This window comes from Streptomyces sp. NPDC045846 (genome assembly GCF_056431605.1).
Genome location: NZ_JBWKKJ010000014.1, coordinates 154,626 through 171,363, shown reverse-complemented (window position 1 = coordinate 171,363; position 16,738 = coordinate 154,626). Strand labels below are relative to the sequence as shown.

Annotated in this window: 15 protein-coding genes; 5 read left to right on the top strand and 10 right to left on the bottom strand. The window is 72.2% G+C overall.

Features of this window, described 5'->3' with window-relative positions; all coding sequences use genetic code 11:
* The first annotated feature begins 104 nt into the window (after positions 1-104).
* A complete protein-coding gene (locus tag AC07F3_RS33325) occupies positions 105-1,307 on the top strand; it encodes a threonine aldolase family protein (protein ID WP_479118261.1) in 1,203 nt (400 codons plus the stop codon).
* Between the two features lie 13 nt (positions 1,308-1,320).
* Here AC07F3_RS33325 and AC07F3_RS33320 read toward each other — a convergent pair whose 3' ends face one another.
* Complete coding sequence (locus AC07F3_RS33320; protein ID WP_479118260.1) at positions 1,321-1,551, bottom strand: hypothetical protein; 231 nt, start codon at positions 1,549-1,551, stop codon at positions 1,321-1,323.
* Between the two features lie 146 nt (positions 1,552-1,697).
* Between AC07F3_RS33320 and AC07F3_RS33315 the strand changes: the two genes are divergently transcribed.
* Entirely contained in the window at positions 1,698-2,810 is a 1,113-nt protein-coding gene (locus tag AC07F3_RS33315) for a DUF5937 family protein (protein ID WP_479118315.1), read from the top strand.
* Positions 2,811-2,822: 12 nt separating this feature from the next.
* On the opposite strand, the gene AC07F3_RS33310 is transcribed toward AC07F3_RS33315, so the two are convergent.
* The 3 genes from AC07F3_RS33310 to AC07F3_RS33300 all read right to left on the bottom strand — a co-directional run bounded on the left by AC07F3_RS33310 (position 2,823) and on the right by AC07F3_RS33300 (position 6,044).
* Positions 2,823-3,797, bottom strand: a complete 975-nt coding sequence (locus AC07F3_RS33310) for a quinone oxidoreductase family protein (RefSeq protein WP_479118259.1) — start codon at positions 3,795-3,797, stop codon at positions 2,823-2,825.
* 221 nt (positions 3,798-4,018) lie between these two features.
* Positions 4,019-4,693 carry a response regulator gene (locus AC07F3_RS33305; protein ID WP_479118257.1) on the bottom strand — a complete coding sequence of 225 codons (675 nt, stop codon included), beginning with the start codon at positions 4,691-4,693 and terminating at the stop codon, positions 4,019-4,021.
* A 142-nt stretch (positions 4,694-4,835) separates the two neighbouring features.
* Entirely contained in the window at positions 4,836-6,044 is a 1,209-nt protein-coding gene (locus tag AC07F3_RS33300; RefSeq protein WP_479118256.1) for a sensor histidine kinase, read from the bottom strand.
* 261 nt (positions 6,045-6,305) lie between these two features.
* On the opposite strand from AC07F3_RS33300, the gene AC07F3_RS33295 reads away from it, so the two are divergent.
* Together AC07F3_RS33295 and AC07F3_RS33290 are read left to right on the top strand one after the other, a co-directional pair.
* Positions 6,306-7,427 (top strand): SAM-dependent methyltransferase, encoded by a 1,122-nt coding sequence (locus AC07F3_RS33295; protein ID WP_479118314.1) that lies wholly within the window; start codon positions 6,306-6,308, stop codon positions 7,425-7,427.
* 418 nt (positions 7,428-7,845) lie between these two features.
* Entirely contained in the window at positions 7,846-8,988 is a 1,143-nt protein-coding gene (locus tag AC07F3_RS33290) for an NADH-quinone oxidoreductase subunit D (RefSeq protein ID WP_479118255.1), read from the top strand.
* Between the two features lie 13 nt (positions 8,989-9,001).
* Here the strand turns inward: AC07F3_RS33290 and AC07F3_RS33285 are convergent, their stop codons facing one another.
* The 5 genes from AC07F3_RS33285 to AC07F3_RS33265 form a co-directional block, all read right to left on the bottom strand.
* The gene (locus AC07F3_RS33285) at positions 9,002-10,021 is read right to left on the bottom strand and encodes a PhlD (RefSeq protein ID WP_479118254.1); all 1,020 of its coding nucleotides are present in this window, start codon (positions 10,019-10,021) and stop codon (positions 9,002-9,004) included.
* A gap of 760 nt (positions 10,022-10,781) precedes the next feature.
* Complete coding sequence (locus AC07F3_RS33280) at positions 10,782-11,801, bottom strand: hypothetical protein (RefSeq protein ID WP_479118253.1); 1,020 nt, start codon at positions 11,799-11,801, stop codon at positions 10,782-10,784.
* An 86-nt stretch (positions 11,802-11,887) separates the two neighbouring features.
* Positions 11,888-12,877 carry an ABC transporter substrate-binding protein gene (locus tag AC07F3_RS33275; RefSeq protein WP_479118252.1) on the bottom strand — a complete coding sequence of 330 codons (990 nt, stop codon included), beginning with the start codon at positions 12,875-12,877 and terminating at the stop codon, positions 11,888-11,890.
* A gap of 55 nt (positions 12,878-12,932) precedes the next feature.
* Positions 12,933-13,601: an ABC transporter permease gene (locus tag AC07F3_RS33270; RefSeq protein WP_479118251.1), complete on the bottom strand. Its 669-nt coding sequence runs from the start codon at positions 13,599-13,601 to the stop codon at positions 12,933-12,935.
* 3 nt (positions 13,602-13,604) lie between these two features.
* Positions 13,605-14,285, bottom strand: coding sequence for an ABC transporter permease (locus AC07F3_RS33265; RefSeq protein WP_479118250.1), 681 nt, complete (start codon positions 14,283-14,285; stop codon positions 13,605-13,607).
* Positions 14,286-14,420: 135 nt separating this feature from the next.
* Between AC07F3_RS33265 and AC07F3_RS33260 the strand changes: the two genes are divergently transcribed.
* Positions 14,421-15,566, top strand: coding sequence for an ABC transporter ATP-binding protein (locus tag AC07F3_RS33260; protein ID WP_479118249.1), 1,146 nt, complete (start codon positions 14,421-14,423; stop codon positions 15,564-15,566).
* Here AC07F3_RS33260 and AC07F3_RS33255 read toward each other — a convergent pair.
* Positions 15,553-16,665: an alpha/beta hydrolase gene (locus AC07F3_RS33255; protein ID WP_479118247.1), complete on the bottom strand. Its 1,113-nt coding sequence runs from the start codon at positions 16,663-16,665 to the stop codon at positions 15,553-15,555. The two genes, AC07F3_RS33260 and AC07F3_RS33255, sit on opposite strands and share 14 nt — an antisense overlap.
* Between the last annotated feature and the right edge of the window lie 73 nt (positions 16,666-16,738).

Here is a 16,738-nt window from a genome sequence, read left to right as displayed (position 1 = left end):
GAGGGGTACCGGACGCCAAACCAAAATCAAACGGCCCCGTCATGCTACGCCCAGGGCACGGAAACCCCTTTGGTTGTCCACAGGGTGTGGGCGATCATCGGCGCATGCCCGAAAGCGAACGGAACTCCCGCCCCGAATCCCCCGCCGACACCCCGGGCGGGGCACCGGAGGAAGCCCCGGATCAGGCCCTCCAGCACCGCCTGGCGGTCTTCCGCGGCGCCAAGCGCACGCTGGCGCACCACTCGGTCGACCACACGCTGGCGGAGCGCCTGACGGCCCTCCTGGCGGACGGCGCCGAGGTGTACGACCTGGACGAGTTCACCGACATCTACGGCAACGGCGCGGTGGCCGAGCTGGAGCGCCGCACCGCGCAGGAGCTCGGCTTCCCGGCCGCCGCCTTCTTCCCCACCGGCACGATGGCCCAGCAGGTCGCGCTGCGCTGCTGGGCGGCGCGCACCGGGAACCCGACCGTCGCGCTGCACCCCCTCGCGCACCCCGAGGTCCATGAGCGTCAGGCGTTCAGCCAGGTCAGCGGCTTGCGCACGGTCCACCCGACCGACGAGCCGAGGCTGCCGAACGCGGCCGAGGTGCGCGACTTCGAGGAACCGTTCGGCACGCTGATGCTGGAGCTTCCGCTGCGGGACGCGGGTTTCGTGCTGCCGAGCTGGGACGAGCTGGTCGCGGTGGTCGAGGCGGCCCGCGAGCGGGACGCCGTGGTCCACTTCGACGGCGCCAGGCTCTGGGAGACCACCGCCCACTTCGGCCGCCCGCTGCGCGAGATCGCGGGCCTCGCCGACAGCGTGTACGTGTCCTTCTACAAGACGCTGGGCGGCCTTTCGGGCGCCGTCCTGGCGGGCTCCGAGTCGCTGGTGGCCGAGGCCCGCACCTGGCGCCACCGCTACGGCGGCCAGCTCTTCCAGCAGTTCCCGGCCGCCCTCGCGGGCCTGCTCGGCCTGCGTCAGGAACTGCCCGAGCTGCCGTCGTACGTCGCCCACGCCAAGGTCGTGGCCGGGGCCGTCGCCGAGGGTCTCGCCGAGGCGGGCGTGCCGTGGTTCCGGGTGCACCCCGAGCCGCCGCACACCCACCAGTTCCAGGTGTGGCTGCCCTACGACGCCGAGGTGCTCAGCGCCGCGGCCCTGAGCCAGGCCGAGGAGAGCGGGGTCTGCCTGTTCCGGCGCTGGTTCCCGAGCCCCTCGGGCCCGGCCGGCCTCGCCGTCACCGAGGTCACCGTCAACGCCCCGGGCCTGGCCTGGACCGCCGAGGACGTACGGGTGGCGGTGGCCGACTTCGTCCGGCGGCTGCCGTAGCGGACGGACGCGGTCAGCGGCAGGCGGGCGGGTGCCTGCGCGGGTGCGGCGGGGTGAACAGGTGGGCCAGGGCCGCCCGGAGCCTGCCGGTGGCGAGCCGGCCCGCCAGGACCGCCTCGAAGCGGCGGTAGTCCCGCAGCTCCCGCAGGGCGGTCACGTCGTGGGTGCCCGGCACCGGCGGCGCGGGCGTGCCGAGCCGGGCGGCCCGGTAGCTGTCGATCATGTGCTGCTGCATCGCGTCCATGACTCCACGGTGAGCCCGTTCGCGGCGTACGTCGCGCCGATTGACGAGCCGCGTCAAATGACGCCCTGACCAGCGCCGTCGATTGACCGGGACCGTCAATCGACGGCCGCGTCGTCAGTGCCGGGGTGCACCATGGGCGCATGAGCGTGACCATCGACATCACGGGCCTGCCGCCCGAGCGCATCGGCTTCGCGATCTCGCCGCTGGCCGAGCTGGGCCTGGCCCTGCACGCGCTCTCCGAACCCGGCCACCACCCGGGTCTGCACGGCTGGGCGACGGCCACGGCCGCCGCCCTCAAGCCCGACCTCGCGGACCGGCTGCACGAGGCGGAGTTCCTGTGGCGCAACACGTTCTCCGACGTGTTCATGCCGTTCGCGGGCATACCCGGCGGGAGCGGCGGCCCGGGCGCGACGCTCGCCGAGGAGCTCGACCTGCTCGACCGGCTCTCCGACGAGCGCTTCGCCTCCGTCGTCCTGGAGTTCACCTGCTCCAGCCTGTACGGGGTCAAGACGCCGTCCCCGCTGCACGACGCACGGATGCGGGCGCGCGCCCTGGACATGGCGGCGATCCGGGGACCGCGCCAAGTGGAGTTCACCCAGCGCCTGTTGAGCGACCCGGCATCGGTGCGGGCCTGGCTGCGGCGTCTCCTGGAGGACTGCGAGCAGGCCTTCTTCGCGGACACCTGGCAGCGGGTGCGGGTCCAACTGGCCGCCGACGCCCGGCACAAGGCGGAGGTGCTGCGCCGCAAGGGGCTCGGCGAGGCCGTCCGCGCGGTGTCGGCCGCCCTCAGCCTGGACGAGGGCGGGACGCGGATCAGCGTGGACAAGCTGACCGAGGGCCGCACCACCGCCACCGACCCGGAGGCCGGGTCGGGGCTCACCTTCGTGCCGACCTCGTTCGGCTGGCCGCACCTGATGGTGCTGCACGCGCCGGGCTGGCGGCCGGTGATCCACTATCCGGTGCACGGGCCCGAACTGCCCTCGCCCGCCTCGGTCGAGATCCTCAAGCTGCGCATGGAGGCGCTGGCCCACCCGATGCGGATGCGGCTGTGCCGCAACCTGGCCCGCTCCCCCTACACGACGAGCGAGCTCGCCGACGCGCACGGGATCACCGCGCCGGAGGTCTCCCGCCATCTGGCCGTCCTGAAGAAGGCCGGGCTCCTCACCACCAGGCGCCGCGGCCGGTACGTACTGCACCAGCTGGACCTGACGGTGGTGGCCCGGCTCGGCAGCGACTTCCTGGAAGGGGTGCTGCGCTGAGACCCCTGAAGCTCAGGACACCCGCAGCAGGAGCTTGCCCGTCGAGGTGCGGCCCTCCATCAACTCATGGGCGGCGGCCGCCTCTTCGAGGGAGAACTCGGCGGTGACGGGCAGCTCCACCTGACCGGTGGTGGCGAGCAGCAGCGCCCGGTCCGCGATCTCCCGCAGCGCCCGGGGGTCGACCGCCGCGAGGCCGAGGACGGAGAAGCCGGAGACGCTCAGGCCGCGCGGGTACAGCTCGGCCTGCCCGGCCTGCCACGCCTCCTCGCCGCTCGCGTTGCCGTACGACACGAGGCGGCCGAACAGGGCGAGCGACTCCAGACCGCGGCGCAGGGTCTCCCCGCCGACCGGATCGAGCACCAGGTCCACGCCCCGGCCGCCGGTGGCCCGCCGGACGTCCTCGTCGAAGGTGCCGGTCAGGAAGGCGTCGTCGTAACCGTGCTTGCGGGCGTAGTCGGCCTTGCCCTCGCTGGAGACCACGCCGTACACCGCGCCCGCCCCGGCCAGCTTGGCGACCTGCCCGACGACGGTGCCGACCCCGCCCGCCGCGCCCTGCACCAGGACGCTCTCGCCGGGGGTGAGCCGGCCCACCTCGTGGATCAGGGCGTGCGCGGTCGGCAGCACGGTGGGCAGCGTGGCCGCGGTGCGCAGGCTCACGCCCTCGGGCACCGGGAAGACGGTGACGGCCGGGGCGAGGGCCACGTCCGCGTAGGCCCCGCCCTCGGTCATCGCGGCGACCTCCTGGCCGACCTCGAACCCTTCGACCCCTTCGCCCACGGCGCGGATGCGGCCGGACAGTTCGAGCCCCGGAACGAAGGGGAGCGCCGCCACCCGGTACCCCACCGAACGCGCCTTCAGATCAGCGAAGTTGATGCCGGTGTACGCGACGTCGATGCTCACCTCGCCGGGCCCCGGCAGCGGCGCCTCCACCTCCACCAGCCGGAGCACCTCGGGACCACCGAACTCGTCGAACCTGATCGCACGCATGACGCCACTTCCCCGTACTCGCCTCGCACCGAAGGACCGGACGAGCCGATAGTACGACGGTCGTCGAACTAAAGGAACCCCCGCCCTGGAACTCCACCGGAGCCCTCCGACGCAGGCAGGCCGAACCGACGATCCGGCCCAACAGGGTTGCCCGGTCGGCAAGCTGACACCTCGTCAGGCAACTGCCCGGGGTGATGGCGCCCGGCGAACGCGGGGTTCGCTCACCCCGCGCCGCCGCCCGCCCGGACCAGGCCCGTCTCGTAGGCCAGGACCACGACCTGGACGCGGTCGCGCAGGCCCAGCTTGGTCAGGATGCGGCCCACATGGGTCTTGACCGTGGCCTCCGACAGGACCAGACGGGCGGCGATCTCGCCGTTGGACAGGCCCTGGGCGACCAGCAGCATGACCTCGCGCTCGCGCTCGGTCAGCTTCTCCAGCTGCTTGTGCTCCGGCTCCTTGCCCGCGGTCGGGAGCATCGGCGCGAACCGGTCGAGCAGGCGACGGGTCGTGGACGGCGCGACCACCGCGTCGCCGCTGTGCACCGAGCGGATCGCGCCGAGCAGTTCGGCGGGCGGCACGTCCTTCAGCATGAAGCCGCTCGCACCCGCCTTCAGGCCGGAGAAGGCGTACTCGTCGAGGTCGAAGGTGGTCAGGATCAAGACCTTGGGCGGGTTGGGCGCCTCGCAGATGCGCCGGGTGGCCTCCACCCCGTCCAGCCTCGGCATGCGCACGTCCATCAGGACCACGTCGACGGCGGTCGCGCGCAGGATGTCGATCGCCTCCGCGCCGTCGCCCGCCTCCGCGACGACCTCCATGTCCGGCTGGGCGGCGAGCACCATCCGGAACCCGGTGCGCAGCAGCACCTGGTCGTCGACGAGCATCACGCGGATCGTCATCGTTCCCTCTCCATCGGGCCTTGCGGCGGTCGAGCACGTACAGGAAATCAGGTCCATGTACAGGAAATCAGGTCCGGGACATCAGGGGCCGGGACGTCAGGGACTCGGACGTCAGGGACCGCGACATCCGTGGGCCGGGACATCAGTGGGCCGGTTTGAGGGGTAGCAGGGCGCTGATGCGGAAGCCGCCGCCGGGGCGCGGCCCCGCGTCCAGGGTGCCTCCCACCATGCCGATCCGCTCGCGCATCCCGATCAGGCCGTGTCCCTGGCCGTCCGCGCCGCCGTCCTCGTACATCTCGTGGGCCGCGCCCCGGCCGTCGTCCTCGACGAGGAGACCGAGCCCGTCGTCGAAGTACACGAGCCGCACGCTGGCCCCCGCGTCCGGACCGCCGTGCTTGCGGGTGTTGGTGAGCGCCTCCTGCACGATGCGGTACGCGGTGAGCTCCACGCCGCTGGGCAGCGGGCGCGGGGTGCCCTCGATCTTGAAGTCGACGGTGAGCCCGGCCCCGCGGACCGTCTCGACCAGGTCCTCGATCTGCTGCACGTCGGGCTGCGGCACGTACTCCCCCGCCTCCTGGTGCTCGCCCGTGCGCAGCACGCCGAGCAGCCGGCGCATCTCGGCGAGCGCCTGGCGCCCGGTCATCGAGATGGTCTCCAGGGCGGTCTTCGCCTGGTCCGGCGAGGTGTCCATCACGTACGCCGCGCCGTCGGCCTGCACGACCATCACCGACACGTTGTGCGCGACCACGTCGTGCAGCTCGCGGGCGATCCTGGCCCGCTCGGCCGCGACCGCCACCTTCGCCTGCGCCTCGCGCTCCCGCTCCAGCCGCGAGGCCCGCTCCTCCAGCTGCGCGAAGTACGCCTTTCGGGTGCGCATCGAGTCGCCGAGCACCCAGGCGAGGACGAACGGGACGGTCATGATGATGACGAAGAAGACCTTCTCCGTCGCGGTGTTGATGCCGCCGGTGTCCATCCACCGGAAATGCGCGAGCGGCGCCGCGCACAACCCGCCGACCAGCGCGACCCGCGAGGCCCAGCGCTCCCCGGCGGAGGCCACCGTGTACACGATGACCAGCATCGCGAAGTCCTGGATCTGGGGCTGCACGTCGAGCGCGAGCTGGGCCAGGCCCAGGACGATCGCGAGCAGCAGCATCTTCTCGGGCACCCTGCGGCGCAGCGCGACGACCGTGCTCATCCCGAGCGCGACCAGGAGCTGGACGGGCCAGCCCGGCTGGCGCGGATCGTGCGCCGCGGCCACGACTTGCAGGCAGGAGAACCCGAACAGGATGACGGCCCAGAAGGTGTCGACCCCGGTCGGGTGTCTGCGGATGAAGTCATAGAGGCGCTGCACGTAACCCAGCGTAGGGAAAGCAGATAGGTGCAGGGGTCAACCGCCGGGGCGATCCTGATCCCGGCGGCGTACTCCGCAAGGTGGAGACTTGGCCCCGTGACGGATGAGACGTGTCAGCACTCCCCCGATACGAGCGCCCCGCGCCCGGGCCCCCCGCCCGCGGGACCCACCACCGAACACCTCCCGGAGGGCCCCTCCCAGGACCCCGCCGAGGTCGGCCTCGCACTCGGTGCGGCGGACGGCGCGAGCGGCCTTGCACTCATTGCGGCCGACAGCGGGAGCGGCCACGCCCCCGGAGCCACGCACGGCGAGGGCAGCCACGCACCCAGAGCGGCCGACCGCGCGAGCAGCCATGCACCCGGTACGGCGGACAGCGGGAGCGGCCTCGCACCCAAAGCGGCCGACCGCGGAGGCAGCCACGCACCCGGTGCGGCGGACGGCGGGGGCGTTCCGCTCGGGTGGCGGGCGGCGACCGAGCGGGCGCTCTACGGGGACGGCGGCTTCTATCTGCGGCCCGAGGGGCCCGCCGGGCACTTCCGTACGTCCGTCCACGCCTCGCCGCTCTTCGCGGGCGCCGTAGCCCGCCTCCTCATGGAGGTCGCGGCCCCGCTCGGCCCCGGCCCGGTCGATCTGGTCGACGTCGGCGCCGGGCGGGGCGAGCTGCTCACGGGGGTACTGGCCGCGCTGCCCGCCGGGTTCCCCGTCCGCGCGTACGCCGTCGAACGCGCGGCCCGCCCGGCCGGGCTCGACCGGCGGATCGACTGGTGCGACGCGATCCCCTCGGGCGTCCGGGGGCTGCTCTTCGCCAACGAATGGCTCGACAACGTGCCGGTGGAGGTGGCCGAGGTCGACCCCGAGGGGGTGGCACGGCTGGTCCTCGTACGGCCCGACGGCACCGAGACCCTGGGTGCGCCGGTCGCGGGCAAGGACGCCGAGTGGCTGGCCCGCTGGTGGCCGCTGACCGAGCCGGGCACCCGGGCCGAGATCGGCCGACCGCGCGACGAGGCCTGGGAGGGGGCGGTCTCCTCGCTCGACGCAGGGCTGGCCGTGGCGGTCGACTACGCCCATACGAAGGGGGCGCGGCCGCCGTTCGGGACGCTGAGCGGGTTCCGGGGCGGGCGGGAGGTGCCGCCCGTGCCGGACGGGTCCTGCGACATCACGGCGCATGTCGCGCTGGACGCGTGCGCGCTGCCGGGGGCGGAGCTGCTCACCCAGCGCGAGGCGCTGTCCCGCCTCGGCGTCTCGGGGGCGCGGCCCCCGCTGTCCCTCGCGTCGTCCGACCCCGCGGCATACGTGCGGGGGCTTGCCGCGGCGGGGGAGGCGGCGGAGCTGACCTCGCGGGGCGGGCTGGGCGACTTCGGCTGGCTGCGGCAGCGGGTGTGACCCCGGGGGTTGAAAGACCCCTGGGGCTCCGCCCCAGACCCCGTATCGCGCCTGAACGGCGCTCGTCCTCAATCGCCGGACGGGCTGAGGTTGCCGATGCTGGCCAGCACCGCCCTGCCAAGGGGCGCGGGGAACTGCGCGAGCAACCCAGCACGGCCCGCAGCCGAAGGACGGCCCAAGGGGCGCGGGGAACTGCGCGAGAAGCGAGCACGGCCCGCAGCCGAAGGACGGCCCAAGGGGCGCGAGGAGCGGGCACGGCTCGCAGGCCGAAAGGGGCAGGGGGCGCGGGGAAGTCCGCGAAGGGTTCGGGGCGGGGGCCCGCGTGAGGGCCCGTGTTCGAGGGGCGGGGCGGAGCCCCGGGGAGAGGGGGGTGGGGGTTGGGGCGCCGGGCCCGGGGCCCCGGGGGATACTGGCCCCCATGACGGAGACGACGGTCGGCATCGGAGGCGGGGCAGAGAGCACCGACATGGTGCTCAACATCGGCCCCCAGCACCCCTCCACCCACGGAGTGCTACGCCTCAAGCTCGTACTGGACGGCGAACGCATCCAGCACGCCGAGCCGGTCATCGGCTACATGCACCGCGGCGCCGAGAAACTCTTCGAGGCGCGCGACTACCGCCAGATCGTGATGCTGGCCAACCGCCACGACTGGCTCTCCGCGTTCTCCAACGAGCTCGGCGTCGTCATGTCCGTGGAGCGCATGCTCGGCATGGAGGTCCCCGAGCGCGCCGTGTGGACCCGCACCCTGCTGGCCGAGCTGAACCGGGTCCTCAACCACCTGATGTTCCTCGGCTCGTACCCGCTGGAGCTCGGCGGCATCACCCCGGTCTTCCACGCGTTCCGCGAGCGCGAGGAGCTCCAGGCGGTGATGGAGGAGGTCTCCGGCGGCCGGATGCACTACATGTTCAACCGGGTCGGCGGTCTGAAGGAGGACCTGCCGCTCGGCTGGCTCGGCCGGGTCCGGCACGCCGTCGCCTCGGTGCGTTCGCGCATGGACGTGTACGACCGCCTGGTGCTCGGCAACGAAATCTTCCGGGCCCGCACCAGGGGCGTCGGCGTGCTGTCCGCCGAGGCCGTGCACGCGTACGGCGTCAGCGGCCCCATCGCCCGCGCCTCCGGCGTCGACTTCGACCTGCGCCGGGACGAGCCGTACCTCGCGTACGGCGACCTTCAGGACACCCTGAAGGTCGTCACCCGCACCGAGGGCGACTGCCTGGCCCGCTTCGAGTGCCTCCTGGAGCAGACCCACAACGCCCTCGACCTCGCCGACGCCTGCCTGGACCGGATGGCCGAGCTGCCGCCCGGGCCGATCAACCAGCGCCTGCCCAAGGTCCTCAAGGCGCCCGAGGGCCACACGTACGCCTGGACCGAGAACCCGCTCGGCATCAACGGCTACTACCTCGTCAGCAAGGGCGACAAGACGCCGTACCGGCTGAAGCTGCGTTCGGCCTCGTACAACAACATCCAGGCGCTCGCCGTGCTGCTGCCGGGGACGCTGGTCGCCGACATGGTGGCGATCCTGGGGTCGCTGTTCTTCGTCGTGGGCGACATCGACAAGTAGCCCCGGGGCGCGGTCAGTCGGACCAGTGACCGCGCGCCGCCGCCAGGACGAAACCCGGCCCGAAGGCCATGATCAGGCCCGTGGCGTCGACCGCGGGCGGCCGGGCGAACGTGCGCGACAGCACGTCCAGGACCGCGGAGCCGCCCAGGTTCCCGTTGCGGGCGAGGCTGTCCCAGGCGTGCCGCAGGGCGCCGCCCGCGCGCTCGCCGTCCAGCTTGAGGCCCGCCGCCGTGTCGTCGAGTATGCGCGGGCCGCCGGGGTGGACCACCGCGAAGTCGAGCGGCCGGGCGTCGGGCGCGAGCCACTCCCTGAGCGCGGGCAGGCAGTCGTTGAAGGCCGCGGTCGCCGCACGGGTCGAATCGAAGTGCAGCCCCGCGCCGCTCAGCCGCCCCCGGTAGCGGTCGGCGCTGTCGGGCAGCACGTACTCGAAGGTGTCCTCGACGACGAAGCTCGGCCCCGCCCAGGCGGGTCGCGCGGTGACCACGGTGGCGGCGGCCCCGTCCCCGAACAGGACCTTGTAGACCATCGATTCGAGGCTGGTGTCCTCGTGGTTGTACGTCGCCGCCGACAGGCACTCCGAGGCGACGACCAGGACGTTGGCCCCCGGGTGGGCGACGAGGTCCTGGTGGGCGCGGACCAGTCCCTGGGCGCCGCCCGCGCAGCCGACCGTGCCCATGGGGTGGCGCCGCACGTCGGACCGCAGGCCCAGCTCGGCGACCAGGTGCACGTCGAGGGAGGGCACCGTCCAGGACGTGGTGTGGCTGGTGACGATCGCGTCGATGTCGCCGGGCCGCAGCCGCGCCGCCGCCAGGGCCCCCCGCGCCGCCTCGGCCGCGAGGCCCAACGCGTCCTCGTAGGCGGCCTTGTTGCGCTCCTCGACCAATGCGTTTCCGGCCACGGTCGGCGCGGTCAGCGGCCGGGTGAAGTGCCGGGTGCGCACCGTGGTCGCCCGGGCCACCCGCAACATGGCCTCCAGGTGCGGGAGATCGCCGTGAACCCGGCGGATGTCGCTGCAGATCTCGTCTGTCGTCACAACGTTCCCCGGCAGCACGACAGAGGGAGGGGCTATGTGAGCGGGCACGGACGATCTCCCTCACGAATCGAAAACGGGCGGATCATCACCGTACGGCAGCTGGCCTGAATCAACCCTACGAATCCCAAAACTTGGTCAACTCATCGGCGGAGCTTGATCACCCGGGCTATGGCTCGCGAGGGAGTCGCCCGGCGTGCAGAGCAACAGCATGACCCGAGCGCCCGGAGATGTAACCGGCTCGGCACCATACGGCGTCAGCCAACTGGGGCCGCACAGCGCGTGGTTGGAGTTCTAGCCACAGGGCCCCAGGGATTGGCCGGGGCATCGAAAGGCCCCCGCCGCTCCTGGCCGGACCCGGGGACGCGCGGCGCCCGCGGGGCGGCGCGGTCGGCAGCGGGGAGGGGCACGGGGAGCGCCTTCCGTCGTGGGGGCGGTCGTGGGGGGCGGTCGAGGGGCGCGTTGGCGGCGGTGGATCAATTATCTGCACCCGTGCCCCCTGGAAAGGCGACGGGGCTCCCGACCACAATGGCTCCGCGGGCCGACTCGGGGGAGGGGCCCGCCCGGACGCCGGCTGCCCCGCGCGTCCGGGCTCTGCGGCCGGTACCGACACTCGCCACGATGCAGCGGCCTCGGTACCGGCCGCAGACCTCGTTCCGGGCCCGCTTCGACCCCGACTCCACTCGGTGGGGGCGTCCGGCCCCCGGCGCGGCGGCTGGAGGCCTTCGCCCGCGAGCCGCCCACGAGATCGCCGTACAGCCGCCTACGAGATCGCCGTACGCAGCTCCGCCACGTCCAGCTGTTCCGTCTCGTCGTGCGCGGTCAGGTCGATGACCTCGCCGACGACCTTCGCGGGGCCCTGCTGCGCCCGGTCCGCCAGGACCTCCTCGCCCACCACGTCGGCGAGGTCCTCGTCCTGGACGGCCTCGATCGCGGCGGCCGCCGTCTGCCCGGCGGCCGGGGCGCTCTGCGCGGCGCCCGTGCCGAAGAAGTCGAAGCTGCCTTCGGGGCGGACCGCCCGGCGGGCGAGGTAGGGGACCACGGCGGCCGCCACCGGCGCGGGCGCCGCGGGCAGTTCGGCCTGGCGGGGCTTGGCGGTGAGGGCGGCCGCCGGGCGGGTGTGCTCCCCGCTGCCGAGGGCCGCCGCGGGCTTCCCCTGCGGCTCCTCCGCCTCCCGGGACTCGGCGCGCATCCGCGCCGCGTCGGCCTCGGCCCGCGCCTTCGCCTGGCGTTCGGCGCTGAGCGAGAGGCGCTCCAGGGCGCGGGCGGCCGCGCGATAGGAGTCGGAGGTCGGCGGACCGGCCGACGGCGAAAGGGCCTTGGGGCCGGTGGACTCCAGGGCGAGGCGGCGCCGGCCTTCGAGGGCGCTGGCCCGCTCGGTCTCCGCGTTGGCGTAGCGCCGCAGCAGGGCCGCGTGCTCGCCGCGCAGCCCGGCCAGCTCCATGCGCTTGGTGCGCAGCTTGGCGTCGAGGCGGCCGCGCAGCTCGCGCGACTCCTCCAACTCGGTCTCCAGCTCGGCGATCCGCTCCTCGGTGCGCCACTGGTCGGCGGCGCGCGAGCGGGTCAGCTCGGCGACGCGCCGGCCCGCGGCCCGGTCCCAGGCGCGCATGAGCACCGAGCCGGTGACGCAGGCCGCCGCGGCCGCGGCGGCCAACGCCCGCAGCACCGTTGGCTGATCGAAGAGCCAGGCGCCACCGGCGCAGATGACCGAGACGCCGGCGACGGCCGACGGCTGGAGGAGCCGGTGCAGCGGAGGGGAATGACGGTGGCGTCCACGTGGCATGGCCTGAAATTTACCGTGCGTAGACGTCACATGGACCCCCGCCCGCCAATCTGTTCCCCTGTAGTTACTCCGATCGCCAAATTCGGCTACTTCTTGATCAGCCCCTTCGACTGGAGATAGGCCTTCGCGACATCGGCCGGCTTGGCCCGCTCGGCATCGACCTTGCGGTTGAGATCGACCAGATCGGCCGTCGTCAGAGCCTTGGTGAGCTTGCCGAGCGCGTCGGCTATCCCGGGTCCGCCCGCGTCCTTCGCATTGACGACCGGCAGCACGTTGTCCGCGTTCTGAAGCTTCTTGTCGTCCTGGAGCAGGACGAGCCCGTAGGTGTCCAGGGTCGCGTCGGTCGTGGTGGTCAGCACCAGCTGGTCCACCCCGTCCTTGACGGCCTGCTTGGCCTGCGGGGTGCCGACGCCCTTGGGGTCGATGCCCGTGACGTCGATGCCGTACTTGGAGGTCAGACCCGGCGCGCAGAATGGCCGGATCTTGCACTCGTCACCGGCGGCGATCTTCACCTTGGCCTTCGACGTACCCAGATCCGAAAGGGACTTGAGGTGGTACTTGGCGGCGAATTCCTTGGTCACCGCGAACGCGTTCTGATCCACCGCCTCGCCGGACGGCAGAACCTTCAGTCCGCGCGGACCGGCGAGCTTGGTCAGTTCGGTCACGGTCGCGGCGACGTCGCCCGAGGCGAGGGGCTTCGCGTTGGCGCCGTTCACCTTGGCATTGAGGAATTCGGTGAGCGTGGCCGCGTATTCCGGCACCACGTCGATCTCGCCCTTCTCCAGGGCAGGTTCGTACAGTTCGCGGTTCTTCACCGTGGTGACCGACGTCGAGTACCCCGCGTCGGCCAGGACCTGGGCGTACAGCTCGGCGAGGACCGCGGACTCGGTGAAGCCGGCCGCGCCGATCACCAGGGACCCCTTCTTCCCCCCGCCTGTACTGCTGGAGCCGCCCGAGGCGCTCGAACCGCTCTTGTCCTTGCTCTTCTCCAGGCTGTCGCCGCCGCACGCGGCGAGCGAGCCCGCCAGCGCCAGCGTGCCGAGCACCGCACCGGCCGTACGCAGGGTCTTGCTCATGAAGGTCCACCATCCAGAAGACGTTGCGGGATCACAGGTGTTGCCGACTCACGGGTCACGAACGCTTGCGCAGGGGGCTGAAGAGGCGGTCCACCGCGACCAGGGCGCCCTCCACCAGCAGGGCGAGCGCCGCCACGAGCATCGCCCCCGCCACCACCTGCGGGGTGTTGTACACCGCGAATCCCTCGGTGACGATGCGGCCGAGCCCGCCGAGACCGGCCATCGCGGCGATCGTCGCGGTGGCGATGATCTGCACCGCCGCCGAGCGGAGCCCGGTCATGATCAGCGGGTAGGCCAGCGGCAGTTCGACCTGGAGGAAGAGCTGACGTCCCGACATGCCCATGCCGCGGGCCGCCTCCACCGCCGCCCGGTCCACCTCGCGCATGCCGACGTAGGCGTTGGTCAGCAGCGGCGGCACCGCGAAAAGGACCAGGGCGATCACGGTGGGCAGATAGCCCGCGTTGCGCAGCGGGGTCACCATGAACAGGGCGAGCACCGCGAAGACGGGGACGGCCCGGCCGACGTTGGAGATGTTGACGGCGAGCGCGCCGCCCCTGCCGATGTGGCCGAGCCACAGCGCGAGCGGCAGGGCGACCAGGCAGGACACGGCGAGGGCGAGCGCGCTCACGTACACGTGCTCACCGAGCCGGTGCCAGGCGCCGTCCTCCCCGGACCAGTTGGCGCCGGTGGTCAGCCACGTCCAGGCCTGTGTGAAGACTCCCATCGCTCAGCCCGCCTTCGCCGTACGGATCCGGGTCCACGGCGTGAGCAGCCACTGGATCCCGAGGAGCAGCAGGTCGGCGGCGACGGCGAGCGCCACGCACAGCACGGATGCGGTGAGGATCTGCGCCTTGAAGAAGGTGGGCAGGCCCTGCTCGATGAGGTTGCCGAGGCCGCCGTGGTCGACGAGCGAGCCGATCGTGGTCAGCGCGACCGTGGCCACCGTGGCGATCCTGAGCCCGGCCATCAGCGCGGGCAGCGCGAGCGGCAGCTCGACCTCGAACAGCAGCCGTATGCGCCCGTACCCCATGCCGCGGGCCGCCTCCAGCGCGTCGGAGGGCACCGATTCGAGCCCGGCCAGGATGTTCCGCACGAGGATCGTCAGCGAGTACAGCACCAGGCCCGTGATCACCAGGCCCGCGGAGAGGCCGAAGACCGGGAGCAGCAGGGCGAACATCGCGAGCGAGGGGACCGTGTAGAGCACGGTCGTCAGCCCCAGGACCGTGGCCGCCACTCCCTTGCGCCCGCGCGCGAGCAGCGCGAGGGGGAAGGCGATGAGCAGGCCGATCAGCACCGAGACCGCGGTGATCCAGACGTGCTGGACCGTGGCGTCGGTCAACTCCTGGCTCCGGGAGCTGACGTACTCCCAGCAGATCCAGTCGTTCGCCGCCAGACAGTTCTGCGCCACTCCCCCACCTCCCCCTGGTGTTCGATCCGTACCTCAGGACCCTATCCCCGACCACTGACAATCGCCTCGGGCCTTCGCAGTACAGCAACATGGGCTTCACACAAGCGCGCCAGCCAGCCTTCACAATGGGGAACCATGATCCGGTTCGAGCACGTCACCAAGCGGTACGACGACGGCACCACCGCCGTGGACGATCTGTCCTTCGAGGTGGCCGAGGGTGAACTGGTCACCCTGGTCGGCCCGTCGGGGTGCGGCAAGACCACCACGATGAAGATGGTCAACCGGCTCATCGAGCCGACCAGCGGGCGGATATTCCTGGACGGCGAGGACATATCGACCGTCGACCCCGTCCAACTGCGGCGCCGCATCGGCTACGTGATCCAACAGGTCGGGCTGTTCCCGCACAAGACGGTCCTGGAGAACACCGCGACCGTGCCGCACCTGCTCGGGGTCAAGAAGGCCGCCGCCCGTGCGCGCGCGGCCGAGCTGCTCGACCTGGTGGGGCTTGACCCGAAGACGTACGGCTCGCGCTACCCGGAGCAGCTCTCCGGCGGCCAGCGCCAGCGGGTGGGCGTGGCACGGGCGTTGGCGGCCGACCCGCCCGTGCTGCTGATGGACGAGCCGTTCGGCGCGGTCGACCCGGTGGTGCGCGAGCGGTTGCAGAACGAGTTCCTCAGGCTCCAGTCGCAGGTGCGCAAGACGGTCCTGTTCGTCACCCACGACATCGAGGAGGCGGTCCGCCTCGGCGACCGCATCGCCGTCTACGGGCAGGGTGCCATCGAGCAGTTCGACGCCCCCGCCGCCGTGCTCGGCGCGCCCGCCACGCCCTACGTCGCGGACTTCGTCGGCGCCGACCGGGGCCTCAAGCGCCTCTCGGTGACCCCCATCGAGGAGAGCGACCTGGAGCAGCCGCCCGTGGTCCACCTCGACGACCCGCTGCCCGCCGACATCGCGCGCTGGGCGGTCGTCCTGGACGGCGAGGACAACCTGCACGGCTGGATCTCCGCCGAGCAGGCCCGGCACGGCACGGGCACGGTCCGCGAGCACGCCCGGCGCATGGAGGCCTGGCTGCCGGTGGGCGCCTCGCTCAAGCAGGCCTTCGCCACCATGCTCCAGCACGACGCGGGCTGGATCGCGGTGATCGACCGCGAGGAGCGGGGCCGCTTCCTCGGCGTGCTGACCCCGGCCCGGCTCCACGAGGCGCTGCGCCGCTCCATCGACGCGGACGCGCAGGCGGTGCCCCGGACCGAGGTGACGGTCGAGTCGGTCAGCTCGCGCTGAGCCGCCCGCTGATCCACTCCAGGGCCGGCGGGATCTCGCGGCGCCAGGTGTTGAAGTTGTGGCCGCCGCTGTCGAGGGTGATGGAGGAGACGCGCCCGGGCGCCTTCACCTTCGCTATGAAGGACTGGGTGGGCTTGAAGTTGTCCTCGCCGGTCAGCGAGCTGGTGACCAGGAAGGACGACTTGCCGGGCCTCAGGTGGTCCAGGCTCCACAGCAGGTTGGCCCGGTTCTCCTCCTTCTTGTTGCCGTGGAAGAGGTCACCGGTCGTCGGGTCGTCGGCCGCCTTGTAGTACGCGGAAAGCCCGGCGCTCGCCGCGAACTGCTCGGGGTGGTGCATGCCGATCTTCAGGGCGCAGTAGCCGCCGGTCGAGTTGCCGATGAAGCCCCAGTTCTGCGGCTTGGTGCCGACCCGGTAGTTCGCGGAGATCGCGCCCGGCACGTCCTTGGCGAAGAACGTCTCGGTCTGCGGGCCGTTCGGTATGTCCACGCACTCGGTGTCCCGCTGGCCCGCCACCGTCGGGCGCATCATGATCAGGATCATCGGCTGCATCTTCTTCTGCTTGGCCTGCGCCCACGCGGTCTTCGGGTACCGCAGGCCCTTGAGCAGGTTCTCGGCGGTGCCGGGGTAGCCGGTCAGCACGATCGAGGCGGGGAAGGTCTTGTTCTCGTACGCCTTCTGGAAGTACTCGGGAGGCAGGTACACATAGGCCGGGCTGGTGATCTTCGACTTCTCTCCCGCCAGCACGATCTTCTGGATCTCGCCGCCCAGCTGCGGCTTGCCCGCGCCCGGGGTGTCCGGCTTCTGCTTGCCGACGACCTGGATGTTCTTGCCGCCCGCCGAGTGGTCGACGACCTTGCCCATGTCCTGTTCCTGCCCGAACAGGTCCGCCCAGGATCCGTAGAACAGGAACGAGTTGTTGGCGGCCAGACCGACCGACGCGAAGATCGCCAGCTGGGTCGCGAGGAGCAGCCCGACGCGGCCCGCCACGGCCTTCCAGCTGCGCCGCGCCAGGCGCGGCCACAACCAGATCGTGACCGCGAACAGCACCACCGCCAGGAACACGGCGAGTGCCAGAACCTTGTTGCTCGTGAGACCCATGAGGCGATGAAACTTTCTGGCTGAGATTTTCCTGAGACCGAGGGAACCCGCTCCCCACAAGCGCCGTCCTAGA

What these genes read in the sequence shown, in the direction of transcription:
- AC07F3_RS33325 (WP_479118261.1), top strand. Translation starts at nt 105, where the DNA reads ATGCCCGAAAGCGAACGGAACTCCCGCCCCGAATCCCCCGCCGACACC.
- AC07F3_RS33320 (WP_479118260.1), bottom strand. Translation starts at nt 1,551, where the DNA reads ATGGACGCGATGCAGCAGCACATGATCGACAGCTACCGGGCCGCCCGG.
- AC07F3_RS33310 (WP_479118259.1), bottom strand. Translation starts at nt 3,797, where the DNA reads ATGCGTGCGATCAGGTTCGACGAGTTCGGTGGTCCCGAGGTGCTCCGG.
- AC07F3_RS33305 (WP_479118257.1), bottom strand. Translation starts at nt 4,693, where the DNA reads ATGACGATCCGCGTGATGCTCGTCGACGACCAGGTGCTGCTGCGCACC.
- AC07F3_RS33290 (WP_479118255.1), top strand. Translation starts at nt 7,846, where the DNA reads ATGACGGAGACGACGGTCGGCATCGGAGGCGGGGCAGAGAGCACCGAC.
- AC07F3_RS33280 (WP_479118253.1), bottom strand. Translation starts at nt 11,801, where the DNA reads ATGCCACGTGGACGCCACCGTCATTCCCCTCCGCTGCACCGGCTCCTC.
- AC07F3_RS33275 (WP_479118252.1), bottom strand. Translation starts at nt 12,877, where the DNA reads ATGAGCAAGACCCTGCGTACGGCCGGTGCGGTGCTCGGCACGCTGGCG.
- AC07F3_RS33270 (WP_479118251.1), bottom strand. Translation starts at nt 13,601, where the DNA reads ATGGGAGTCTTCACACAGGCCTGGACGTGGCTGACCACCGGCGCCAAC.
- AC07F3_RS33260 (WP_479118249.1), top strand. Translation starts at nt 14,421, where the DNA reads ATGATCCGGTTCGAGCACGTCACCAAGCGGTACGACGACGGCACCACC.
- AC07F3_RS33255 (WP_479118247.1), bottom strand. Translation starts at nt 16,665, where the DNA reads ATGGGTCTCACGAGCAACAAGGTTCTGGCACTCGCCGTGTTCCTGGCG.